The sequence below is a fragment of the Cryobacterium lyxosi genome (assembly GCF_004403345.1).
Classification (GTDB): Bacteria; Actinomycetota; Actinomycetes; order Actinomycetales; family Microbacteriaceae; genus Cryobacterium; species Cryobacterium lyxosi.
In genome coordinates this window covers 1-19,683 of sequence record NZ_SOGT01000006.1, presented here as the reverse complement: position 1 = coordinate 19,683, position 19,683 = coordinate 1, and the positions used below count along the sequence as shown (strand labels likewise).

Genomic DNA, 19,683 nt, shown 5'->3' with positions numbered 1-19,683 from the left:
TTGAATCGATGCGGCCGACCGCAACAGATTGACGATGTGCTCCGACCCGATCTCCCCCTGGCACGCGCCGAAGATACCTGTAACAGGCGCTATGAGCCAGTAGTTTCCCGACAGGCTCAAACGTTGGAGCGGAACTCCACCATGTTCCGTGTCTACTAACTATTTATTGGTACCAATGAATGATTCCAAGCACTCCAACCAAGCTCTACCCGTCCGAAATATAGTAAATAGGAAAATACGCTCAGTGGACGCGCTTTGGCTGATGGGTACCAGCGCCCAGTTCCTTCCAGCGCCTCTCACCGCAGACTCGACGTTGCGCTCGCTCACGGAAGACGAAGAGTGGGGACTTGAGGAATTATAGAGTGAATGCACCCGAGAGCCAGAGACTCTGCAGGGACGTTCCGGCTACCGCGTGTGACCTCTTCTGGGGGGAGCATGAATGCATGGAAGCTCCGTCTCGGAGCCCTTAAACCGACAGGGGCCGTGCGAGGAAGAAGTAGAGTTTGACCAGCCGCGACTCCACAACCTGAGGGACTTTGTAATGCGCCGAACGCTGACCTTGACCGTCATTGCGGCGGTCGCCCTGCTCACCATTACCGCATGCAGCACCGGACAGACCGAAGGCGATGATACCGCATCGTCTCCGAAACCGGTCGCAACCGCCGCGCTAACACACACACCGGAACCCATTCCATCGGCGACCCCTGCTGCGCTGCCGGCAACCATAATCATCGGCGCCGAAGCCACCGATATCGTCGCAGTCGACGGCACCGTCCTCTCATCGCTGAGCTATCAGAGCGATGGGGATGCAGCCGTGGCCGTACTCAGGGGCCTTCTCGGCGAGCCGACGTCAGAATCAGTGGAAGAGTCGTCCCACTACCCAAAGGCCGACCTCACGGAATGGAACGGCTTCACGATTGGGGTGAACCGTCCTGACGCAGGCTTCAATCCGCGGCCGGACCCGTACAACCCCGCCTTTGTGGTCAGAGCCTCCGGAACCATGGCCACCAACGGTGTCGCAATTGAGGATGTCAACGGCAACCAGACCGGTCAGGACTTCGATTCAACAGTTGACGGCAAGCCTGTCGATCAAGTGCATTACGACGAAACCTTCGGGATCGACTCTGTGACCCTCGACATGCCCTCGTCATTTTCAGGCGTGATTCCGGATTACGGGCTGTCGATGACGTACGGCGTGATCGGCTTCACCGGCCGGGACACCGGCATCATCGAAAACATCGTTGCCCCCAGCGACTTGTATTCGCTAACATAACCGCACCCCTTAAAGTCGGGACGAACTGGATCACCTCACCAGCCTCGTCCTCGACCCACGCCGCCGACATGACGATGTGTCCCACTTCCTACACCAAGTCGGCCGGATAGCTCTCGAACGTTGTCATGCCCAACTCAGAGCGGGCTACACGTTGACGCGGAACTTCACCATGTTTCGGCACCGATCACCGACAGATAACTGACTGTGCTCTCGCCCTTTAATCCAGTTGAGAGCGAGGGCAGCCTCCGCCCTACTCCCGACCGTCCTCAAGGGGGATGAGCATGGTCCGGAACGGACCGGCCACGGTGTGGAGGTCCCAGATGCGATCGGCGACCCCGTCGATGCCGTTGGCAAGCTGAAGCTGTGGGATGCCGCCGGGAATCACCAGTTGGTTGACCCGGATACCCTCATCCCCGAGGGCTTCGTGGAGCATCTCGCCGTAGGCGCTCTCCGCCGGAAAAGCGACCGATGTGCCGGCGTAGCCGGCGCGGGCCTTGACCGAGGTTCCGCCGTTGATCATGATGATGCTGCCGCTACCTGCCTGCCGCATCGCTGGAAGCACTGCTCGCGCCGCGTGGATGAGCCCGAGAGCCGAGAACTGCAGTGCCTCTAAGGCCAGCTCGGGCGTCATCTCAAGCACCGGCTTGAGGTAGTCGCGTGACGGAAGCGGGCTATATTGCAGGGCGGTGATGGGCCCGAGCTCTGCCGCGGCGTTCCCAAGAGCCGCTTCGAGCGACGCCGGCGTGCGGACGTCCGCAGCGTAGGCACTCGCGGTATAGCCGGCAGCGGTGAGCTCGGCAGCCATAGCGTCTAGTTTCGACTGGTTCCTGGCGATCAGAGCAATTGAATAGCCTTCGCTGCCGAACCTGCGCGCAACTGCTGCTCCGAGTCCCGGTCCGGCTCCGATGATGGCGATGACAGGCACGATGGTCTCCTTCGATTGATGCTGCTGTGATGATTAACGCGAAAGGGTTCAGTCTAAACGTTGAATTTGAACTCCACGGGATTCAGTCGTTCAGAGACATCTGAACATCGCCGGTACCTAGAGCATGTGACCCTCAAATTTATGGCGTGCGCGAGCGATTGCGCCACTGCAGGGCAATGCGACAAGTTAGGCGACGCGGAGCGGGGTGATGGCGTTGATTTCTTCTGCCGCACGGTCTTCAGCGACATCGAGGTCGAACTGCGACTGCAGGTTGAGCCAGAACTGCGCTGATGTTCCGAAGTACTTGGCCAAGCGCAGGGCGGTATCGGCCGAGATACCGCGCTTTCCGTGGACGATCTCGTTGATCCGTCGCGGCGGAACACGAATCGATACGGAAAGCTTGTTCTGGGTGATGCCGAGCGCCTCAATGAAGTCCTCCATGAGAACCTCGCCTGGGTGAATCGGCGCGAGTTTGTCACTCTTGTCAGTGATAGTCAATGATCTCTACCTCCTCTGAGCCAGCGTCGGTCCACACGAAGCAGATCCGCCACTGGTCGTTGATCCTGATGCTGTGTTGGCCGGCTCGGTCGCCCTTGAGCCGCTCAAGCCGGTTGCCCGGTGGTCCGCGCAAGTCGTCGAGCACTTCTGCCGCACTCAACTGCCTCAGCTTTCTGAGCGCTACCCGTTCAATCCGTGGATCCAGCGACGGCACACGATCACGACGCCACAGCCGCTCAGTCGCAGCGTTGCCGAACGACTTGATCACAGGAGCAGTGTATAACGCATCGCGTCAATAACGCTAGACGTTAAAGTGGAACTCCACCGGATTGCGTCACCAGGCACCGTGACGACAGAAATCGCTTGCCGAGGCACAGCCATGGCCTCAGCGGCACGGTAGCCTTCAGCCTCGGCCGGTGAAATTGCGTCGATTTTGGGCCCAACCGGGAGCCGGAACGAGAATGAGAATGAGCGACATCACTCTGGAACGCGATCTGGTTGCGGATCGATAGACCACTCGTCCTATGCTGCGATTGTTCCTTCCTCTCATCGATACGAACGATCAGGCGCGACGGTGGTCTCCTGTGACCTCACGAATCGACAATTGACGAGAGAGAGCAGCAACGACCGGCCCGGTGATTTTCGCCCGAGGCCGATCAGGGCTATTGGCAGCGCCCGAGCCGGACTACTGTTGTCGCCATGACCAGTCGCATCGTCGCACGCACACTGTCCGCCGCCGCATTGGGTGCTCTCTTCCTTGTTTCAGGGATACCAGCAGTCCACGCCGCACCGCAGCCACGGCCCGGTCATGTCGAGGATGTTATCGCGCTTCCCGACGGATTCCAGCCCGAGGGAATCGCGATCGGCCCGCGCGGCACTGCCTACGTCGGCTCACTCGCCGACGGCGACGTCTACGTCTTCGACGTGCGCACCGGCGAGGAGATCAGAACCCTCGAGGGCCCGGGCACTCCGTCGGTCGGTCTGAAGATCGACAATCGCGGTCGGCTTTTCATCGCGGGCGGGCCCACTGGCCAGGCGCGGGTCGTGGATGCCGCCACGGGTAACCTCCTGCAGAGCTACGCCCTCACCGGTGCGCCAACGTTCGTGAACGACGTCGTTCTGACTCGCGACGCCGCATGGTTCACCGACAGCCAGCAAGCGCAACTCTATAAGCTCCCCCTCGGACCGGGCGGCGCGCTTCCTGGAGCGGATGCGATCGAAGTCGTTCCCCTGTCGGGCAGCTGGATGCAGCAGCCGGGCTTCAACGCGAACGGTATCGCGGAGACCCCCAACCATCAAGCGCTCCTGGTCATCCAGTCGTCCACGGGCATTCTGTTCCGCGTCGACCCCGAGACCGGCGCCGCCGCGGTCGTTGATCTGGGTGGGCTCCTGCTCCCCAACGGTGACGGGCTGCTCGTCGTCGGGCGCACCCTGTACGTCGTGCAGAATCAGTTGAACACCGTCGCCGTGATCCGCCTCAATGCAGCCGGGACCAGCGGCGAACTCATCGACCGGTACACGGACCCCGACTTTCAGGTGCCCACGACGATTGCGAGGTTTGGCAACGGGCTCTACCTCCCGAACGCCCGCTTCGGCACTCCCCCGACACCCGACACTCCCTACTCGGTGGTGCGCATCGATCGGTGACCACCGCCTGCAGACGCACATCCCCAGCGTTTAGGTCACGAACCCAGAGGTGGCAGTCCCGCCACCTTGGCGCGGTCACGGCCGATGAACGCCGCTACCCCGACGGGAACTCCGCTCTGCGTCAGAATCGACTCGATCCCGGCCCGACCACGCGGACCCGTCTTCACTCTGACACCTACCACGTCGTTTGGAGGGGATGCGGCACCACAATCAGAATCGGTACCCCGACCGTATCTTTCTTGCCGCCAAAGGCATGCTCTCTACACGTTGAAGCGGAACTCCACCGGATTCCGTGACAAAGCAACCTCACGCCTGGCGATCGAGGCGCTCGTCATCGTCCGGTGTGATGACCATTCCTTCATGCGTCACTGTCGCTCCGAGCACCTCGCCGTGCTTGTCGAGGAACACCACATCAACATCACCCAGCTCGGTCCAGGGTTCCGTGCTCGCAACATCAGGGAAGAAGCCTCCCAGACCGTCGAGCGCCTGAATGATTTCGCGGTCGTAGACGAACCTACGCTTCACCGCAGTGAGGCGCTGTCGCGCGTAGCCGTTCCCAGGCTTAACACCGACAGTTCTCGTCGATTACAGGTGCGCCAGTTGCGCGACCAGCGGGTGACCTCGGGTGCGCACGATTCTCATTCAACGCCCCAGTGGGTGGCCCCCACGGGAATCAGCACAGCTCCCACGAAGCGCTAACTCGGAAAAGAGGTGCTTTGCCTTGTAGCGAAGGACCTACCTGATCGCGGTCGTGTTCGCGCGGTGTTCAACGCAGCAGTCAGGAGCGCGTCCGAATCCTGCTGCGGTTCGAGGTCGTACAGGCGGGTATCGAATTCGTTCAGCGTCGCGTCTGCGTCAAGCACCTCGAGCTGCTCCGTTCGCGAGTCGCAGTCGAGAGGGTAAACCTCTCCGAAGATGCTCATCGCCTCTGCGAGAAGGTCGGCCCACGGTCGCCCCAGCAGATGACCGATCGCACTCCGAGCTAGCGGAGCAGTGTCACCACCCCAGTACCGGAAGTACGAGTCGAACCCACCAGATTGCACCTCTTGACGAAGGTCACAGATAGCCAATAATTGTCGCTCCATCGGCATCAGCCGGTCACGATCCCCGTCCGACACCTCAAAATGGAAGTCCCAGACACTGTGAACCGGCGCCTTCTTGCGGAATCCGAACAATGAGACACCTAAGCCTTTGCCTCGTTGGAGAGAACAAGGCAAAAGGACGCCCTGTTGCAGGCCGATCTGGCCAGGTGAGGACTACCGTACGACCTGACGTCGCCTCACGTCCAGAACTCTCGCGCCTGGGTCCAGACGCGAGTCAGCACTCCGTCCCAGATATTCATCCGGGCCTTGGGTGCAACCCAAGACGGCTGCGGCTACACGTTGAACCGGAACTCCACCACGTTACGTTACAGAACAACCCCTGAACCGGGTGAGCGAGCGAGTGCGGTCGTCCCCGCCGCCGGCAGACCCAGGTCTGCACCGAGCTGAACGAACCAGCGGCGCTGGTAGGCGGGCAGATCACTTCTCAAGGCTGACTCGACGCCTTGAACGACGAAGCTCCGACTCCACACTCCAGCCTCCACGAGCCCGGGCACGACCACTGTTCGAAGTGGATCGTTGACATCACTCCGGTCGCTCTGCCTCAAAGAAGCACCTTTGATGCCACGCGTCGTGAAGAGACGAGCGAAGAGCACCCTGGTGACTTTCGGTCTCGCAAGCAGCCAGTACAAAAGCGGCTTCCCCGGCCTGTCAGCCCAACCGCTGATCAGCATCAAGACAGCTCCATCATGATGTGGTGCCTCGACGAGACCTTCTTCAATCCACTCATACATCACGGCCCGACCCCGGTTACGGTCCCAGTTCTTGGGATTCGCTGCGAAATCCGAAGACCATTGATCGACGAACGCGATGAGGTCGTTGGGGAACAAGGCCGGGTACACCCACTGCGCAAACGAACGGTCCTCTGGTATCGGCCAGACTTTCGCGGCCTGAGCGGGCACTTTGGAGGCCAGCAGGACGGTGGTCGCCGCATCCCAGTGCCCTAGTTCCAATGGCCCTGTCCAGGCGTCAACGAATTGCGCGTACCCCCCGGGATAGTCTGCTCGCAGATCGCGAAGCCACGAAGTCACCGTCGATGCTGAACTCGCGCACAGGATGGCCTTGGCCTGACCAACCAGGGGCTTGCACGCCGCGCGGCGCTCGTACGGCTCAACGGAAGCGAGTCGGGCCGCAAGGTCACCCGAACGGCCCGTTGCGAGGAGGTTCCTGAGCGAGTCGACCGTGAGCATAACCGAATGCTAGTCCGCTCGCCGCCCACCAGGTTCGCCGTGCCTCGAAAGAAGGGTCTTTGTCCCGCGGGCGGCGCGGAGTGATTGCCGCAATCTGCTCAGCCATGCGATCCTCGGCAACATCGCGGTCATGCCGGTCCTGCAACGTCAACCAGAATTGCGCCGAGGTGCCGAAGTACCTGGCCAGGCAAAGAGCCGTGTTCGCGGTGATTCGACGCTGGCCGTGCACGACCTCGTTGATGCGGCGAGGCGGCACACCGACGGACACCGCGCTCGAGACGACCCTCGCGGGCCTCCTCGACCATCAGAAAAGGCTCTCGCGGACCTCCTCGACCTGCAAGAAGCGGCCTTGGCCGGCCTGATTAGACGTTAAACCTAAATTCGACCACGTCGCCGTCCTGCATGACGTATTCCTTGCCCTCGATGCGTGCCTTGCCCTTGGAACGGGCTTCAGCAATCGAACCGGCGGCCATGAGGTCTTCGAAGGAGAAGATCTCCGCCTTGATGAAGCCCTTCTGGAAGTCGGTGTGGATGACTCCGGCGGCCTGCGGCGCGGTCCAGCCCTTGTGGATGGTCCAGGCGCGGCACTCTTTGGGGCCAGCCGTGAGGTAGGTCTGCAGGCCGAGTGTGTCGAAGCCGATCCGGGCGAGCTGGTCGAGGCCGCTCTCGGCCTGACCGGTCGAGGCAAGCATCTCGGCGGCGTCTTCAGCATCAAGTTCGCTCAGCTCACTTTCGAGCTTGGCGTCGAGGAAGACGGCGTTCGCGGGAGCGACGAGCGCGGCGAGGGTGTCGAGCCTGGCCTGGTCCTGCAATACGGCCTCATCCACGTTGAAGACATAGATGAACGGCTTCGCGGTCAGCAGGCCAAGCTCGCGAATCGGCTCGATATCGAGCGTCGCCGAGGACAGCGGCTGGCCACCGTCGAGGATCGCCTGCGCCTTGAGCGCGGTTTCCAGAACGAGCGGCGCCATCTTGCGGCCCTTGACCTCTTTCTCGAAGCGCAGCACGGCCTTCTCGAGGGTCTGCAGGTCGGCGAGGATCAGCTCGGTGTTGATGGTTTCCATATCGCCGGCCGGGTTGACTTTGCCGTCGACGTGCACCACGTCGGGGTCGGCGAATCCGCGGATAACCTGGGCGATGGCATCCGCTTCGCGAATGTTGGCGAGGAACTTGTTGCCGAGGCCCTCCCCCTCGCTCGCACCACGAACGATGCCGGCAATGTCGACGAACGACACCGGTGCCGGCAGCAAGGCCTTGCTGCCATAAATGGTTGCCAGGTCGGCCAGGCGCGAATCGGGCAGGTTCACGATTCCAACGTTGGGCTCAATGGTTGCGAACGGGTAGTTCGCAGCGAGCACGTTGTTCTTGGTCAGGGCGTTGAAGAGGGTGGACTTGCCCACATTGGGGAGTCCGACGATTGCAATAGTAAGAGCCACGAGAGATTATTCTACCGGCAGCTCGGGACACGGGCTCTGTCGGTGGCCCGTGAGAGCATAAGGTGTGCTGAATTTTACCGCGATCGATTTCGAAACCGCCAACTCCTCTGGCGCCTCGGCGTGCTCCGTCGGAATGGTGAAAGTTCGTCATGGCGTGGTCGTCGATTCGGCCTACTGGCTCATTGCCCCGCCTCCCGGTCACGATGAATTCTCCGAGTGGAACACTCGTATTCACGGCATCACCGCAGCGGATGTCGTGGGTGCAGCCACCTGGGCCGAGCAGCTTCCGCAGCTGGTCGCCTTCGTCGACGGCGACGACCTCGTGGCCCACAACGCCGGGTTCGACCTCGGCGTGATCAAGACGGCATCGCTCGTGACAGGCCAGCCGGTGCCCGACTTTCGCTATGTCTGCAGCCTGCAGGTGGCCCGCCGCACCTATCATCTGGAGTCGTATCGGCTACCGGTGGCGGCCATGGCGGCCGGTTTTGAGGACTTCTCGCACCACAATGCGCTCGCCGACGCCGAGGCATGTGCGGCCATCATGATTCACGCAGCTGGGCGCCACGAAGTTGACACACTTGAGCAGCTCGCCCACGTGACCCGGGTCAAAGTCGGCGTTATTGGGCCGGTGGCCACCCGGGAACACGCATCGACGCACGGTCCGATGGCGCTCAGCTAGTCAGGCTGCGTCAGCAATTCGCCCGATCCGAGTGTCATTTCGACGATGTCGGTGGGCGCTGGCAGACTTCAAGCATGGAACCAATGCTGAGTTTGATTGTCGGTCTCGTCATCGGCGCCGCGTTGGGCGCCCTGCTCACGCTGGTGTTCGTACAACGGCGCGGCGCGGGCACTACCGGCCACGACTCGCTCGTTGTCGATCCCGCTGTGCTTGAGGCACGCCATCAGGTGGCCCTCGCCGACGCTCGGGCAAGTGAGGCCACCGTTCGCGCCGCACTGCAGAGTGAGCTGTCGGCCGCCCTTGCCACCGTCGACGGACTCTCTGCGCAGATTGAGCACGACCGGGCCACGGCGCGCGAAACCGGCCAACGGCAGCGTTCTGACCAGCAACTGCAGTCCGAGCGGGAGAAACGCGAACACCTCGTACTCGAAGCCCTCAGCCCCGTGCGCGAAACCCTGCGCACCATGCAGGAAAAAGTCACCGAGCTCGAAACCCAGCGCAGTGAACAGTACGGATCACTCTCGGAGCAACTCAAGCAAGCCCAGATTTCTGACCAACAGTTGCGGGTGACCACCGAATCGCTTGCGAGCGCTCTGCGTTCCAACAGCACCCGCGGTGTGTGGGGAGAGACCCAACTGCGGCGCGTGGTCGAAGCCGCCGGCCTCGCCCAGTACGTGGATTTCAACACGCAGACCAACATCTCGACAGATGCCGGGCTCGGCCGGCCCGACATGGTCGTGCGCCTGCCCGGCAACAAGTCGATCGCCATCGACGCCAAGGTTCCCCTCGAGCACTACATCGAGGCGAGCACCATTCCCTACACGGCCACCGGCGAGGAAGGCGCCCGCCGCAAGTTGCTGATCGACAAGCACGTGAAAGCTGTGCGCATGCACATCGACGCGCTTGCCAAGAAGACCTACTGGGAAGGTTTCGATGCCAGCCCAGAGTTCGTGATCGCATTTATACCCAGCGAGTCCCTGCTGTCGGCGGCGCTCGAGGCCGACCCGTCAATTCTGGATTACTCGTTCAGTAAACGAGTGGCCCTGGCGTCGCCGGTGAATCTGTGGGCGGTGCTGAAGACGGTGGCTTTCACCTGGCAGCAACAGGCGGTGACCGACGAGGCGCAGAAACTCTTCGACCTTGGCAATGCCCTGTACCAGCGGCTCGGTGCGTTGTCAGGCCATGCCGAGTCGCTGCGCAAAGCGCTGGAGCGCACGGTGGACAGCTACAACAAGTTCGCCAACTCGCTCGAATCCCGGGTGCTCGTGACCGCCCGGCAGTTTCCCGGGATCGACCAGACCAAGATCGGGCTGCTCACCGAACCCACCGTCATCCACGATTCCCCGCGCAAACTGACTGCGCCCGAGTTGGAGGCGCCAGCATCCGAACGCGACACGCTGGACCTTCCACCGCGATTGGACGGCGCTGACTTGAACGGCGCTGACTTGAACGAGGCTAAACACAGCGTGATCAATCGACGTCTCGCTGACGTCGACGAATCTGATTCCGAGGTACCCGCGTAGGTCGGTTTCCGCACTGCCATGCCCCGTGCAGGCTACTCACGAAACTGCACGCCTCGCATCTGAACGAACAGATCCGAGGCGTGCAGTTTCGGTGAGGCCCGAGAAGCCGGTTGAAGTGCTTACAGCCACTTCTCGGCGAGGTGCTCGGCGATGACGCGACGAGCCGTGCCTGAACGCGAGCGCAGCACGATGCTTTCGGTGCGAATCATCGGGCCTTTACGACGCACGCCGTCGACCAGGCCGCCGTCGGTCACACCGGTCGCCACGAAGAACGTATTGTCACCGCTGACCATGTCCTCGATCTCCAGCAACTTATCGATGTCGAGCCCGGCCGCGACGCCACGGGCACGCTCAGCGTCGTCCTTCGGGGCGAGACGACCCTGCATATAACCGCCGAGCGCCTTCAGCGCGCAGGCCGTGGTGATGCCTTCCGGGCTTCCGCCGATACCGACGCACATGTCGATCCGGGTCTCGTAGCGGGCGGCATTGATTCCGCCTGCGACATCGCCGTCGAGCATGAGACGCGTGCCAGCGCCGGCACTGCGAATGGCTTCGATCAAGCCAGCGTGGCGCGGACGGTCGAGCACGGCGATCGTCATTTCACCGACCGGCTTTTTCATAGCCTGCGCCAGATCGCGAATGTTATCGGCGATCGGCTGGTCCAGGCTGACGACGCCGCGACCGGCCGCACCGGTGACGATCTTGTCCATGTAGAAGATGGAAGAGGCGTCGAGCATGGTGCCGCGGTCCGACACTGCGATGACGGAGACCGCGTTCTGGCGGCCGGCGGCCGTGAGGCTCGTGCCGTCAATCGGGTCCACCGCGATATCGCAGGCGGGGCCACGGCCGTTGCCGACGTGCTCCCCATTGAAGAGCATGGGGGCTTCGTCTTTTTCACCCTCACCGATAACAATGAGGCCGTCGAAGTTGACGGTACCCAGGAAGACGCGCATAGCGTCGACGGCGGCCTTGTCGGCGGCGTTCTTGTCGCCGCGGCCGATGAAGGGTACGGCACGGATCGCTGCGGCCTCGGTGGCGCGCACGAGCTCCATAGCGAGGTTACGGTCGGGGTGTTGAAACAGAGTGGCGGTCTCGGTGCTGTTCAAAAGGTCCTCCCGGACGTAAGTTCGACTTCGATTACGACGGATGCGCGGCGGGTCGCGCTGATTGTCCGCCCGAGTCACCCTATCGCGAGGGACCACGCCGAACCGGGCATCGCTAGACTCGGGTCACACCCCCGCACATTTTCGAGGAGAAGCAATGCCTATCGCAACCCCCGACCAGTACGCCGCAATGCTCGACACAGCGAAGACCGGCGGGTTCGCCTACCCCGCGTTCAACGTGTCCTCATCTCAGAGCATCAACGCCGTTCTCCAGGGCCTGACCGAGGCCGGATCCGACGGCATCATTCAGGTCACCACTGGTGGAGCCGATTACTTCGCCGGGCACACCGTGAAGAACCGGGCCTCTGGCGCACTCGCGTTCGCCCGCTTTGCGCACTCGGTCGCTGACAACTACCCGATCACCGTCGCGCTGCACACCGATCACTGTCCAGAGAGCGCTCTCGGCGACTTCGTCATCCCGCTCATCGAAGCTTCGGAGTCTGCGGTCGCCGATGGCGGCAAACCCATCTTCCAGTCGCACATGTGGGACGGTTCAGCCATCGCACTCGACAAGAACCTTGACATCGCCACGGACATTCTGAAGCGCACCCGCGCGATCAACGCCATCCTCGAAGTTGAGATCGGCGCCGTCGGCGGTGAAGAAGACGGCGTCCAGGCCGACGTGAACGAGAACCTGTACACGACCCTTGACGACGCAATCAAATTGGTCGAGGCTCTCGGCCTCGGCGAGCAGGGCCGATACATGGCCGCCCTCACCTTCGGCAATGTGCATGGCGTCTACAAGCCTGGCAACGTGAAGCTGCGCCCGGAACTGCTCAAGGAGATCCAGACCGGTCTCTCCGCCAAGTTCGGGCTCGCCGCTCTGCCGCTCGACCTCGTCTTTCACGGCGGCTCCGGCTCGACCGATGCGGAAATCGCCGAAGCCGTCGCCAATGGTGTCGTGAAGATGAACATCGACACCGACACCCAGTACGCCTTCACCCGCTCGATCGCCGACTACATGCTCAAGAACTACGACAGCGTGATCAAGGTCGACGGCGAAGTCGGCAACAAAAAAGTTTACGACCCGCGCGCGTGGGGCAAGGTGGCCGAGTCGGCCATGGCCGCTCGCGTTGTCGATGCCACCCGCCAGCTCGGCTCAGCCGGGCACTCAAACAGTTAGAGCACGCAGTTAGAGCAATGTCAGAGAACCCGGATTTCGTTCCACCCCCCGCGAAAGACCCACGCCCACGGCCCCAGTACGGCGAACTCGCCCCTGAGGGCTGGACCTGGCAGCCGCCGCAAGGAGAAGTCGGGGTTGAACCTGCTCCCGCCCCCATTGTCGGGGCGGGAGCAGGCGGGCCGCCACGCGCGAACCAGCCGATCATTCCGGCGGCTCCGTCAGAACCGCATAAGCAGTACCAGCGAGGCCAACCATCCTGGCCAGCCAAGCGCACCGCGCCACGCTGGGACCGGCCGTTGACTATCGGGCTGCTGGCGTTCGGACTGCTGGCCACCCTGTACGGCGCGTTTTCACTCGGCGCGCTCCCTGACGCCATGCAGTTGATCTACACCCAGCAGGGGCTGGGAACCTACACGCCCACCGCCAACATTGGCCCGTTGACTACGGTCGGGGCCGTCACCGTAGTCTTCGTCTGGCTGGCTACCACGGCGGTGTCGATTGGCCTGCTCCTGAGACACCGTCGAGCGTTCTACGTGCCGATCATCGGGGGCGCCGTCTCGACCGTTGTGCTGTTCTCCTTCATGCTCGCCGCTATGCTCGGCGACCAGACGCTCATCAACTTTCTGAGCCAGCAGTAGCTCGCGCGCCTCGGTCGCCTACTCGGCCGGGGCGGCGCGACCGCCGAAGGCACGGGTATCCGTCTCGCCGGAGAGGTCTTTACGCAGTTCTTTGGGCAGCGAGAAGATGAGGTCTTCCTGCGCGGTCTTGACCTGCTCGACGTCGCTGTAACCGGCATCGGCGAGCGCTTCGAGCAGTTCGACAACCAGTTCTTCGGGAACGGATGCCCCACTCGTCACCCCCACGGTCACCGCATTATCGAGCCACTCCTGTTTGACCTCGCTTGCGAAGTCGACGCGGTACGCGGCCTTGGCACCGTATTCCAGGGCCACCTCGACCAGGCGCACCGAGTTGGAGGAGTTCGCGGAACCGACTACGATCACCAGGTCGGAGTCGCGGGCGACCTTCTTGATGGCGACCTGACGGTTCTGGGTGGCGTAGCAGATGTCGTCGCTCGGCGGATCCTGCAGGTTGGGAAAACGCACCCGCAACCGGCGCACGGTCTCCATGGTCTCGTCGACGCTCAGCGTGGTCTGCGACAGCCAGACGACGCGGTCCGGGTCGCGCACAACGACCGTGTCGGCTTCCTCCGGGCTGCCGACCAGCGTGGTGTGCTCGGGGGCCTCGCCGGCGGTGCCCTCGACCTCTTCGTGGCCTTCGTGGCCGATCAGCAAAATCTGAAAATCGTCGCGGGCGAAGCGCACGGCTTCGCGGTGCACCTTGGTCACGAGCGGGCAGGTGGCGTCGATGGCCTGCAGGCCGCGCGCGGCGGCCGCGTTGACGACGGCCGGTGAAACGCCGTGGGCGCTGAAGACGATGTGCGCGCCGTGCGGCACTTCATCGACCTCGTCGACGAAGATCGCACCCAGATTTTCGAGTTCGGAGACCACGTGGATGTTGTGCACGATCTGCTTGCGCACGTAAACCGGGGCGCCGTAATGCTCGAGCGCCTTCTCGACCGCGATGACCGCACGGTCGACCCCGGCACAGTACCCGCGCGGGGCGGCGAGCAGCACGCGCTTCTGTCCGACCACCGGGGTATCCTTGAGTCTGTTGCGAGCACTGGGAATGCGCGGCATACCCAGGCCGATAACGGGAGGCTTGCTTGTAGTGTGCGCGCTGGTGTTCACCGCCTCAGTCTACGCACGCACGCACGAAGAAATCTGGGAGGATCCGACTGTGCCCACAGCCACCACAACACCCAGGACAACCGCATGACGGATGCCCCCGCCACCGTGGAAGCACCGTGGCCGGTCGCCCTGCTCTCGGGCAAGATTCGCGGTTACATCGAACGTCTCGGGATGGTCTGGGTCGAGGGTGAGATCACCCAGTGGGGTGCAAGCGGCGGCAACGTCTACGGCAAGCTCAAGGACCTCTCCGAAGACGCCACCGTGAGTTTCACCATCTGGTCGTCTGTGCGTGCCAAACTCACCGCCGACTTCAAAGCGGGTGACCGCGTCGTCGCGCTGGTCAAGCCCAACTTCTGGGTCAAGGGCGGCACACTCACTATGCAGGCCTTCGAAATGCGCCACGTCGGGCTCGGTGACCTGCTCGAGCGGCTGGAACGGCTGCGCAAACAGCTCGCCAGCGAGGGCCTGTTCGATGCCTCCCGCAAAAAGCGTCTGCCGTTTCTGCCGCACTGCATCGGCCTCGTGACCGGAAAAGATTCCGACGCCGAGAAAGACGTCATTCGCAACGCCCAGCTGCGCTGGCCGGCCGTCAACTTTCGGGTTGCTCACGCCGCCGTGCAGGGTGATCGCGCCGTTGGCGAGGTCACCAGTGCCATCGCGCGTCTCGATGCTGATCCCGAGGTCGATGTGATCATCGTCGCGCGTGGCGGCGGCGACTTTCAGAACCTGCTCACCTTCAGCGATGAGAGCCTGGTGCGCGCTGCGGCCGCTTGTGTGACGCCGCTGGTGAGCGCGATCGGGCACGAGGCCGACCGTCCGCTGCTCGACGAGGTGGCCGACCTGCGAGCGTCCACCCCGACGGATGCCGCCAAGCGCGTCGTTCCCGACGTCAGCGACGAGCTGAACCGGGTGCAGCAGGCCCGGGCGCGTCTCAGCAGCCGGCTCACCGGCATCCTCTCGTCGGAAATCGACCGAATCTCGCAGTTGCGCAGTCGGCCGGTGCTCGTCGACCCGCGCTGGATCATCGACTCCCGCAGCGAAGACCTCACCCGCTACGTTGCACGCGGCGCCGAACTGACCGGGCGCATTCTCGAGCGCGCCGAGGCCGCCGTGGTGGAACTGCGCTCCCAGCTGCGCGCCCTGTCGCCCCAGGGCACCCTTGACCGTGGTTACGCGATTGCCCAACTGCCTGGCGGTCTCGTACTGCGCCGCGCCGATGATTCCCCGGTCGGAACCGAGCTATTGCTCACCCTGGCCCACGGAACCGTCGCCGCCATTGCGGGCGTCCCCAGCGCTGCGTCGAAATAATTAGACTAGATGCCATGACCTCGCCTGCCCCCGCCATCAGTGATCTCAGCTACGAACAGGCCCGCGACGAGCTCATTCGCGTGGTGAACGAGCTCGAGCAGGGCTCGAGCACCCTGGAGCAGTCGCTGGCGCTATGGGAACGCGGAGAAGCCCTCGCCCGCCGCTGCGAAGAATGGCTGATCGGCGCCAAAGCCAGACTCGACGCGGCCCGCCTCGCGGCCACGGCGCCCACGACCGAAGACGCCGCGCCCACCAGATGAGCCGCGCTCCCAAACCGCCGCGCATCGTGGCCGAGCTCGGTCGGCCGGAGACTCCGCAGGAGACCGCCGACCGGCTCGCCGAGAATTCACGCAAGTATCGCTCGCACAAGACCGTGAACAATCTCGTGCTCTCGCTGCTCGTGACGGTGGGCGCCGTGCTCGTACTCGTGCTTCTGGTGCCGCGCAACGACAACCCGATCACTCGCGACGTCGACTACGCGAGCATCGCCGCCCAGGTACAGCCGGTCGTTGATCACCCCCTCGCCAGCCCGGAGCTGCCGGATGGCTGGAGCGCCAACGACGCTGAGTGGCAGGCCGGCACCAACGGCCAGGTACCGTCCTGGTATATCGGATTACTCACACCTGATAACCAGTTCATCGGTTTCAACCAGGCCTTCGACGCGAACCCCACCTGGCTGGCCCAGAAACTGCCCAACTCCCCCGTCGTTGACACCGCCAGCATTGCGGGCGTCACCTGGGACGTCTACCGCAACAGTGCCCCCGCCGCCGATCGGGGCAATTTCGAGTATGCCCTTGTGACGACCGCTGGCACGAGCACCTATCTACTCATCGGTACGGCACCCACCGGCGACTTCGAAACCCTCGCCACCGCGTTAGCTGCCAATGTGGCAAAGAATGGAGCCCCATGAACCCCGCATCTACGGCTACCCCCTCTCCGGCTGAGGCCTGGAACGAATTGCGCGAAGGCAACGTGCGCTTCGTCGCTGGCTCCCCACGGCACCGCCAGGACGTCGACCGGCGGGCCGAACTGGTCGGCCAGCAGACCCCGCATGCCGCCCTGTTCGGCTGCAGCGACTCCCGCCTCGCCGCCGAAATCATCTTCGACCAGGGCCTCGGCGACCTCTTCGTCGTGCGCAATGCCGGCCAGATCATCTCAGGGTCAGTACTCGGTTCCCTGGAATATGCCGTGGCCGTGCTGCACGTTCCGCTGATCCTCGTGCTCGGCCACGACGAGTGCGGTGCGGTGCGCGCCGCCATCGACTCTCAAGCAGAGGATGCCCCGGCCCTTCCCGCACACATCACGCACATTATCGAAAAGATCGTTCCGGCAGTGCGTCGGGTGAGCGGGCAGCCGATATCCGCTTTCATAGACCCCACCCAAATCGATGCCGGCAACGTGGGCCGGGAACATCTCAAAGACACCGTCACCGAACTGCTCGAGCAGTCCGAGGTGATCAGCGCGGCCATCGCAGAAGGTACATTGGCTATCGTCGGTGCGAACTACGTTCTTCGCGAGGGGCACGCCGACCCCAACATCGTGGTTGGCGTCATTTAGACCAGACCACCCGCGTACCCGTTACGCACAGCACAATCTCATACAGCACCGAAAGGGAATGCACACAGTGGTGGACACCTCCGCACAAACCGGCTACCGGATCGAACATGACACGATGGGTGAGGTCCGCGTTCCAACGGATGCTCTCTACGGTGCCCAAACCCAGCGAGCCGTCGAGAACTTTCCCATCTCCGGCTCCACACTCGAGTCCGCGCAGATCGCCGCTCTCGCCCGGATCAAGAAGTCAGCGGCTCTCGCCAATGCCCAGCTCGGCGTGCTCGATGCGGACATCGCCGACGCGATCGCCTCGGCCGCTGACGAGGTCATCACCGGGCAGTTCGACACCGAATTTCCGATCGATGTGTACCAGACCGGCAGCGGCACCTCCTCGAACATGAACATGAACGAGGTCCTCGCAACCCTCGCGACCCGCGCCCTCGGCCGCTCGGTGCACCCGAACGACCATGTCAACGCGAGCCAGTCCTCGAACGATGTGTTCCCCACTTCGGTGCACATCGCTGTGACGAGCGCCCTGATCGACGAACTCATCCCCTCGCTCGACCACCTCGCTGTCTCCTTCGAGGCCAAAGCGGAACTGTGGAAAGAGGCCGTCAAGGCCGGCCGTACCCACCTGATGGATGCCACCCCGGTCACCCTCGGCCAGGAGTTCGGCGGCTACGCCCGCCAGATGCGCCTCGGCATCGAGCGCATCCGCACGGCACTCCCCCGCGTCGCCGAAGTTCCCCTCGGCGGCACCGCGGTCGGCACCGGCATCAATACTCCGTACGGCTTCCCGCAGCTCGTCATCGAATTGCTCGTGCAGGAAACCGAGCTGCCGATCACCGAAGCGCGTGATCATTTCGAAGCCCAAGCCAACCGCGACGGGCTGGTCGACGCTTCCGGCGCCCTGCGCACCATCGCCGTCTCGCTGACCAAGATCTGCAACGACCTGCGCTGGATGGGATCCGGCCCCAACACCGGGTTCGGCGAGATCAGCATCCCCGACCTGCAGCCTGGCTCATCGATCATGCCCGGCAAAGTCAACCCGGTCATTCCGGAGGCCGTTCTCATGGTCTGCTCCCGCGTCATCGGTAACGATGCCACCATCGCCTGGTCGGGTGCCTCGGGCTCGTTCGAGCTCAACGTCGGTATCCCGGTCATGGGCACCGCCCTGCTCGAGTCGATCCGTCTACTGACCAACGCAACCCGGGTACTCGCCGACAAGACCGTCGACGGCCTCGTCGCCAACCTCGAACACGCTCGCGCCCTGGCCGAGAAATCGCCGTCGATCGTCACCCCGCTCAACCGCGTCATTGGCTATGAAGCCGCTGCGAAGGTTGCCAAGAAGGCCGTCGCTGAGGGCCTCACCGTGCGTGAGTCCGTTATCGCCCTCGGCCACGTCGAACGCGGCGACCTGACGCTCGCCGAGCTCGACACCGCGCTCGACGTGCTGAGCATGACGCGTCCGCCGCAAAAGAAGTAGTACAGCAGCACCCGCAACTCGAAGCCGACACCTCGCAAATGAGAGGTGTCGGCTTCGAGCGTGCGCCCAAGACCCGGTTTCTTAGCGGGGTACAGCAATGGTGCAGAGCGGCTGCAGCATCTTTCGTTGTGACCGGCCTTGGGCGGTTTCGCGGATGTCGCTCGTGGTCGCGTCGCGCCTTCCTATCTTGAACGTCAACGACCACAGGTGCGCTCTGTCGAGCTTTCGTATACCGGCACTTTCATGCCCTCACCGGGTTGACCTCGCGCCAGCCTTGAGTACTGTGAACGGAAATTGCAGAAAATAATTCTTCAGTTCCATTCTCTTCAGGAGGTTATCGTGCCGAACGCCATCGAGACCGTCGACGTCAATGTTCCCGTTAGCGTCGCTTACAACCAGTGGACGAAATTCGAGGAATTTCCCAAGTTCCTGGCTTTCGTGGAATCCATCACGCAGGTGACCGACACGCTCACCGAGTGGAAGGTGAAAATCGGCGGCGTGGAGCGCACATTTGAGGCTCGGATAACCGAGCAGCACCCCGACGAGCGCGTTGCCTGGAACAGCACCGGCGGCGAAGTCGACCATGCGGGGGTTGTCACGTTCCACAAGTTAGCCGTGAACGAGACTCGCGTGACGGTTCAGCTCGACTGGGAGGCCACCGGGCTGCTTGAGAAGGCCGGAGCCATTCTCGGTGTGGACAATCACGCCATCAAGAAGGACCTCGCCAACTTTAAGGAATTCATCGAGGCGAAGGGAACCGACCAAGGCGGATGGCGTGGAAACGTCGAGGCCTGACACGGTCGGAAGGCCTACCTCCGGATTGTCCGTGCGGCGTTAGCCGGGAAACTGGCGTAGTCAGAGTAAATTATGCTACGCAACCTGGATAGTCATTTTTTCGGTTCGTTCCCCGTAATTTCAACGAATGCTCGTGGACAGTAGAGGACATCTTGATACCTGACTCCCTAACCCAGACCCAGTACGACACCATCTACAACGTGTTCTCCCTCGTGATCGCCTCGCAGCTGTTCAC

The 19,683-nt window shown here is 62.9% G+C and carries 22 protein-coding genes and 1 pseudogene; 12 read left to right on the top strand and 11 right to left on the bottom strand.

What is annotated here, in order from left to right:
• Positions 1 to 541: 541 nt before the first annotated feature.
• Complete coding sequence (locus E3T27_RS05060; RefSeq protein WP_134571812.1) at positions 542 to 1,273, top strand: hypothetical protein; 732 nt, start codon at positions 542 to 544, stop codon at positions 1,271 to 1,273.
• A 250-nt stretch (positions 1,274 to 1,523) separates the two neighbouring features.
• Here E3T27_RS05060 and E3T27_RS05055 read toward each other — a convergent pair whose 3' ends face one another.
• The 3 genes from E3T27_RS05055 to E3T27_RS05045 form a co-directional block, all read right to left on the bottom strand.
• Entirely contained in the window at positions 1,524 to 2,198 is a 675-nt protein-coding gene (locus tag E3T27_RS05055) for an SDR family NAD(P)-dependent oxidoreductase (RefSeq protein ID WP_134571811.1), read from the bottom strand.
• 186 nt (positions 2,199 to 2,384) lie between these two features.
• Complete coding sequence (locus E3T27_RS05050) at positions 2,385 to 2,696, bottom strand: HigA family addiction module antitoxin (protein WP_104197498.1); 312 nt, start codon at positions 2,694 to 2,696, stop codon at positions 2,385 to 2,387.
• Positions 2,683 to 2,964, bottom strand: a complete 282-nt coding sequence (locus tag E3T27_RS05045) for a type II toxin-antitoxin system RelE/ParE family toxin (RefSeq protein WP_134571810.1) — start codon at positions 2,962 to 2,964, stop codon at positions 2,683 to 2,685. The genes E3T27_RS05050 and E3T27_RS05045 overlap by 14 nt, the downstream gene beginning before the upstream one ends.
• Positions 2,965 to 3,395: 431 nt before the next feature.
• Here E3T27_RS05045 and E3T27_RS05040 point away from each other — a divergent pair, with 431 nt between their 5' ends.
• Entirely contained in the window at positions 3,396 to 4,343 is a 948-nt protein-coding gene (locus E3T27_RS05040) for an SMP-30/gluconolactonase/LRE family protein (RefSeq protein WP_134571809.1), read from the top strand.
• A 35-nt stretch (positions 4,344 to 4,378) separates the two neighbouring features.
• Here E3T27_RS05040 and E3T27_RS17155 read toward each other — a convergent pair whose 3' ends face one another.
• The 6 genes and pseudogenes from E3T27_RS17155 to ychF all read right to left on the bottom strand — a co-directional run bounded on the left by E3T27_RS17155 (position 4,379) and on the right by ychF (position 8,069).
• Complete coding sequence (locus E3T27_RS17155; RefSeq protein WP_255408770.1) at positions 4,379 to 4,510, bottom strand: hypothetical protein; 132 nt, start codon at positions 4,508 to 4,510, stop codon at positions 4,379 to 4,381.
• Between the two features lie 139 nt (positions 4,511 to 4,649).
• Entirely contained in the window at positions 4,650 to 4,868 is a 219-nt protein-coding gene (locus E3T27_RS05035; protein ID WP_134571808.1) for a hypothetical protein, read from the bottom strand.
• A 170-nt stretch (positions 4,869 to 5,038) separates the two neighbouring features.
• Positions 5,039 to 5,428, bottom strand: a complete 390-nt coding sequence (locus tag E3T27_RS17300) for a DMP19 family protein (protein WP_420898042.1) — start codon at positions 5,426 to 5,428, stop codon at positions 5,039 to 5,041.
• A gap of 323 nt (positions 5,429 to 5,751) precedes the next feature.
• On the bottom strand, positions 5,752 to 6,633 hold the full coding sequence (locus E3T27_RS05025) for a hypothetical protein (RefSeq protein ID WP_092450349.1): 882 nt from the start codon (positions 6,631 to 6,633) through the stop codon (positions 5,752 to 5,754).
• Positions 6,634 to 6,709: 76 nt separating this feature from the next.
• Positions 6,710 to 6,901, bottom strand: a pseudogene (locus tag E3T27_RS16920) (HigA family addiction module antitoxin); the annotation flags it as partial.
• A gap of 94 nt (positions 6,902 to 6,995) precedes the next feature.
• Positions 6,996 to 8,069: a redox-regulated ATPase YchF gene (gene ychF, locus E3T27_RS05015; protein WP_134571805.1), complete on the bottom strand. Its 1,074-nt coding sequence runs from the start codon at positions 8,067 to 8,069 to the stop codon at positions 6,996 to 6,998.
• Between the two features lie 64 nt (positions 8,070 to 8,133).
• Between ychF and E3T27_RS05010 the strand changes: the two genes are divergently transcribed.
• Together E3T27_RS05010 and E3T27_RS05005 are read left to right on the top strand one after the other, a co-directional pair.
• The gene (locus E3T27_RS05010; protein ID WP_104197490.1) at positions 8,134 to 8,748 is read left to right on the top strand and encodes an exonuclease domain-containing protein; all 615 of its coding nucleotides are present in this window, start codon (positions 8,134 to 8,136) and stop codon (positions 8,746 to 8,748) included.
• Between the two features lie 74 nt (positions 8,749 to 8,822).
• On the top strand, positions 8,823 to 10,271 hold the full coding sequence (locus E3T27_RS05005; RefSeq protein ID WP_104197489.1) for a DNA recombination protein RmuC: 1,449 nt from the start codon (positions 8,823 to 8,825) through the stop codon (positions 10,269 to 10,271).
• A gap of 119 nt (positions 10,272 to 10,390) precedes the next feature.
• Here E3T27_RS05005 and glpX read toward each other — a convergent pair whose 3' ends face one another.
• On the bottom strand, positions 10,391 to 11,323 hold the full coding sequence (gene glpX, locus E3T27_RS05000; protein WP_104197748.1) for a class II fructose-bisphosphatase: 933 nt from the start codon (positions 11,321 to 11,323) through the stop codon (positions 10,391 to 10,393).
• 208 nt (positions 11,324 to 11,531) lie between these two features.
• On the opposite strand from glpX, the gene fbaA reads away from it, so the two are divergent.
• Together fbaA and E3T27_RS04990 are read left to right on the top strand one after the other, a co-directional pair.
• Complete coding sequence (fbaA, locus tag E3T27_RS04995; RefSeq protein WP_104197488.1) at positions 11,532 to 12,557, top strand: class II fructose-bisphosphate aldolase; 1,026 nt, start codon at positions 11,532 to 11,534, stop codon at positions 12,555 to 12,557.
• Between the two features lie 17 nt (positions 12,558 to 12,574).
• Complete coding sequence (locus E3T27_RS04990; RefSeq protein ID WP_134571804.1) at positions 12,575 to 13,195, top strand: DUF6264 family protein; 621 nt, start codon at positions 12,575 to 12,577, stop codon at positions 13,193 to 13,195.
• Positions 13,196 to 13,213: 18 nt separating this feature from the next.
• On the opposite strand, the gene E3T27_RS04985 is transcribed toward E3T27_RS04990, so the two are convergent.
• Entirely contained in the window at positions 13,214 to 14,254 is a 1,041-nt protein-coding gene (locus tag E3T27_RS04985) for a 4-hydroxy-3-methylbut-2-enyl diphosphate reductase (RefSeq protein ID WP_104197747.1), read from the bottom strand.
• A 135-nt stretch (positions 14,255 to 14,389) separates the two neighbouring features.
• Between E3T27_RS04985 and xseA the strand changes: the two genes are divergently transcribed.
• From xseA to E3T27_RS04955, 6 genes are all read left to right on the top strand, one after another.
• Positions 14,390 to 15,613 carry an exodeoxyribonuclease VII large subunit gene (xseA, locus tag E3T27_RS04980; RefSeq protein ID WP_134571803.1) on the top strand — a complete coding sequence of 408 codons (1,224 nt, stop codon included), beginning with the start codon at positions 14,390 to 14,392 and terminating at the stop codon, positions 15,611 to 15,613.
• Between the two features lie 14 nt (positions 15,614 to 15,627).
• A complete protein-coding gene (locus tag E3T27_RS04975; RefSeq protein ID WP_104197485.1) occupies positions 15,628 to 15,873 on the top strand; it encodes an exodeoxyribonuclease VII small subunit in 246 nt (81 codons plus the stop codon).
• Positions 15,870 to 16,523, top strand: a complete 654-nt coding sequence (locus E3T27_RS04970; protein WP_166786105.1) for a DUF4245 domain-containing protein — start codon at positions 15,870 to 15,872, stop codon at positions 16,521 to 16,523. The genes E3T27_RS04975 and E3T27_RS04970 overlap by 4 nt, the downstream gene beginning before the upstream one ends.
• The gene (locus E3T27_RS04965) at positions 16,520 to 17,170 is read left to right on the top strand and encodes a carbonic anhydrase (protein WP_134571801.1); all 651 of its coding nucleotides are present in this window, start codon (positions 16,520 to 16,522) and stop codon (positions 17,168 to 17,170) included. Before E3T27_RS04970 ends, E3T27_RS04965 begins: the two co-directional genes overlap by 4 nt.
• Before the next feature lie 58 nt (positions 17,171 to 17,228).
• Complete coding sequence (locus E3T27_RS04960; protein ID WP_104197482.1) at positions 17,229 to 18,653, top strand: class II fumarate hydratase; 1,425 nt, start codon at positions 17,229 to 17,231, stop codon at positions 18,651 to 18,653.
• A gap of 339 nt (positions 18,654 to 18,992) precedes the next feature.
• On the top strand, positions 18,993 to 19,448 hold the full coding sequence (locus tag E3T27_RS04955; protein ID WP_104197481.1) for an SRPBCC family protein: 456 nt from the start codon (positions 18,993 to 18,995) through the stop codon (positions 19,446 to 19,448).
• The last annotated feature ends 235 nt before the right edge of the window (positions 19,449 to 19,683 follow it).

Excerpts from the sequence above, each read along its gene's own strand:
- E3T27_RS05060 (WP_134571812.1), top strand. The coding sequence starts at position 542 with ATGCGCCGAACGCTGACCTTGACCGTCATTGCGGCGGTCGCCCTGCTC.
- E3T27_RS05040 (WP_134571809.1), top strand. The coding sequence starts at position 3,396 with ATGACCAGTCGCATCGTCGCACGCACACTGTCCGCCGCCGCATTGGGT.
- E3T27_RS17300 (WP_420898042.1), bottom strand. The coding sequence starts at position 5,428 with ATGGAGCGACAATTATTGGCTATCTGTGACCTTCGTCAAGAGGTGCAA.
- E3T27_RS05025 (WP_092450349.1), bottom strand. The coding sequence starts at position 6,633 with ATGCTCACGGTCGACTCGCTCAGGAACCTCCTCGCAACGGGCCGTTCG.
- E3T27_RS05005 (WP_104197489.1), top strand. The coding sequence starts at position 8,823 with ATGGAACCAATGCTGAGTTTGATTGTCGGTCTCGTCATCGGCGCCGCG.
- glpX (WP_104197748.1), bottom strand. The coding sequence starts at position 11,323 with ATGGAGCTCGTGCGCGCCACCGAGGCCGCAGCGATCCGTGCCGTACCC.
- fbaA (WP_104197488.1), top strand. The coding sequence starts at position 11,532 with ATGCCTATCGCAACCCCCGACCAGTACGCCGCAATGCTCGACACAGCG.
- E3T27_RS04990 (WP_134571804.1), top strand. The coding sequence starts at position 12,575 with ATGTCAGAGAACCCGGATTTCGTTCCACCCCCCGCGAAAGACCCACGC.
- E3T27_RS04985 (WP_104197747.1), bottom strand. The coding sequence starts at position 14,254 with ATGCCGCGCATTCCCAGTGCTCGCAACAGACTCAAGGATACCCCGGTG.
- xseA (WP_134571803.1), top strand. The coding sequence starts at position 14,390 with ATGACGGATGCCCCCGCCACCGTGGAAGCACCGTGGCCGGTCGCCCTG.
- E3T27_RS04975 (WP_104197485.1), top strand. The coding sequence starts at position 15,628 with ATGACCTCGCCTGCCCCCGCCATCAGTGATCTCAGCTACGAACAGGCC.
- E3T27_RS04970 (WP_166786105.1), top strand. The coding sequence starts at position 15,870 with ATGAGCCGCGCTCCCAAACCGCCGCGCATCGTGGCCGAGCTCGGTCGG.
- E3T27_RS04965 (WP_134571801.1), top strand. The coding sequence starts at position 16,520 with ATGAACCCCGCATCTACGGCTACCCCCTCTCCGGCTGAGGCCTGGAAC.
- E3T27_RS04960 (WP_104197482.1), top strand. The coding sequence starts at position 17,229 with ATGCACACAGTGGTGGACACCTCCGCACAAACCGGCTACCGGATCGAA.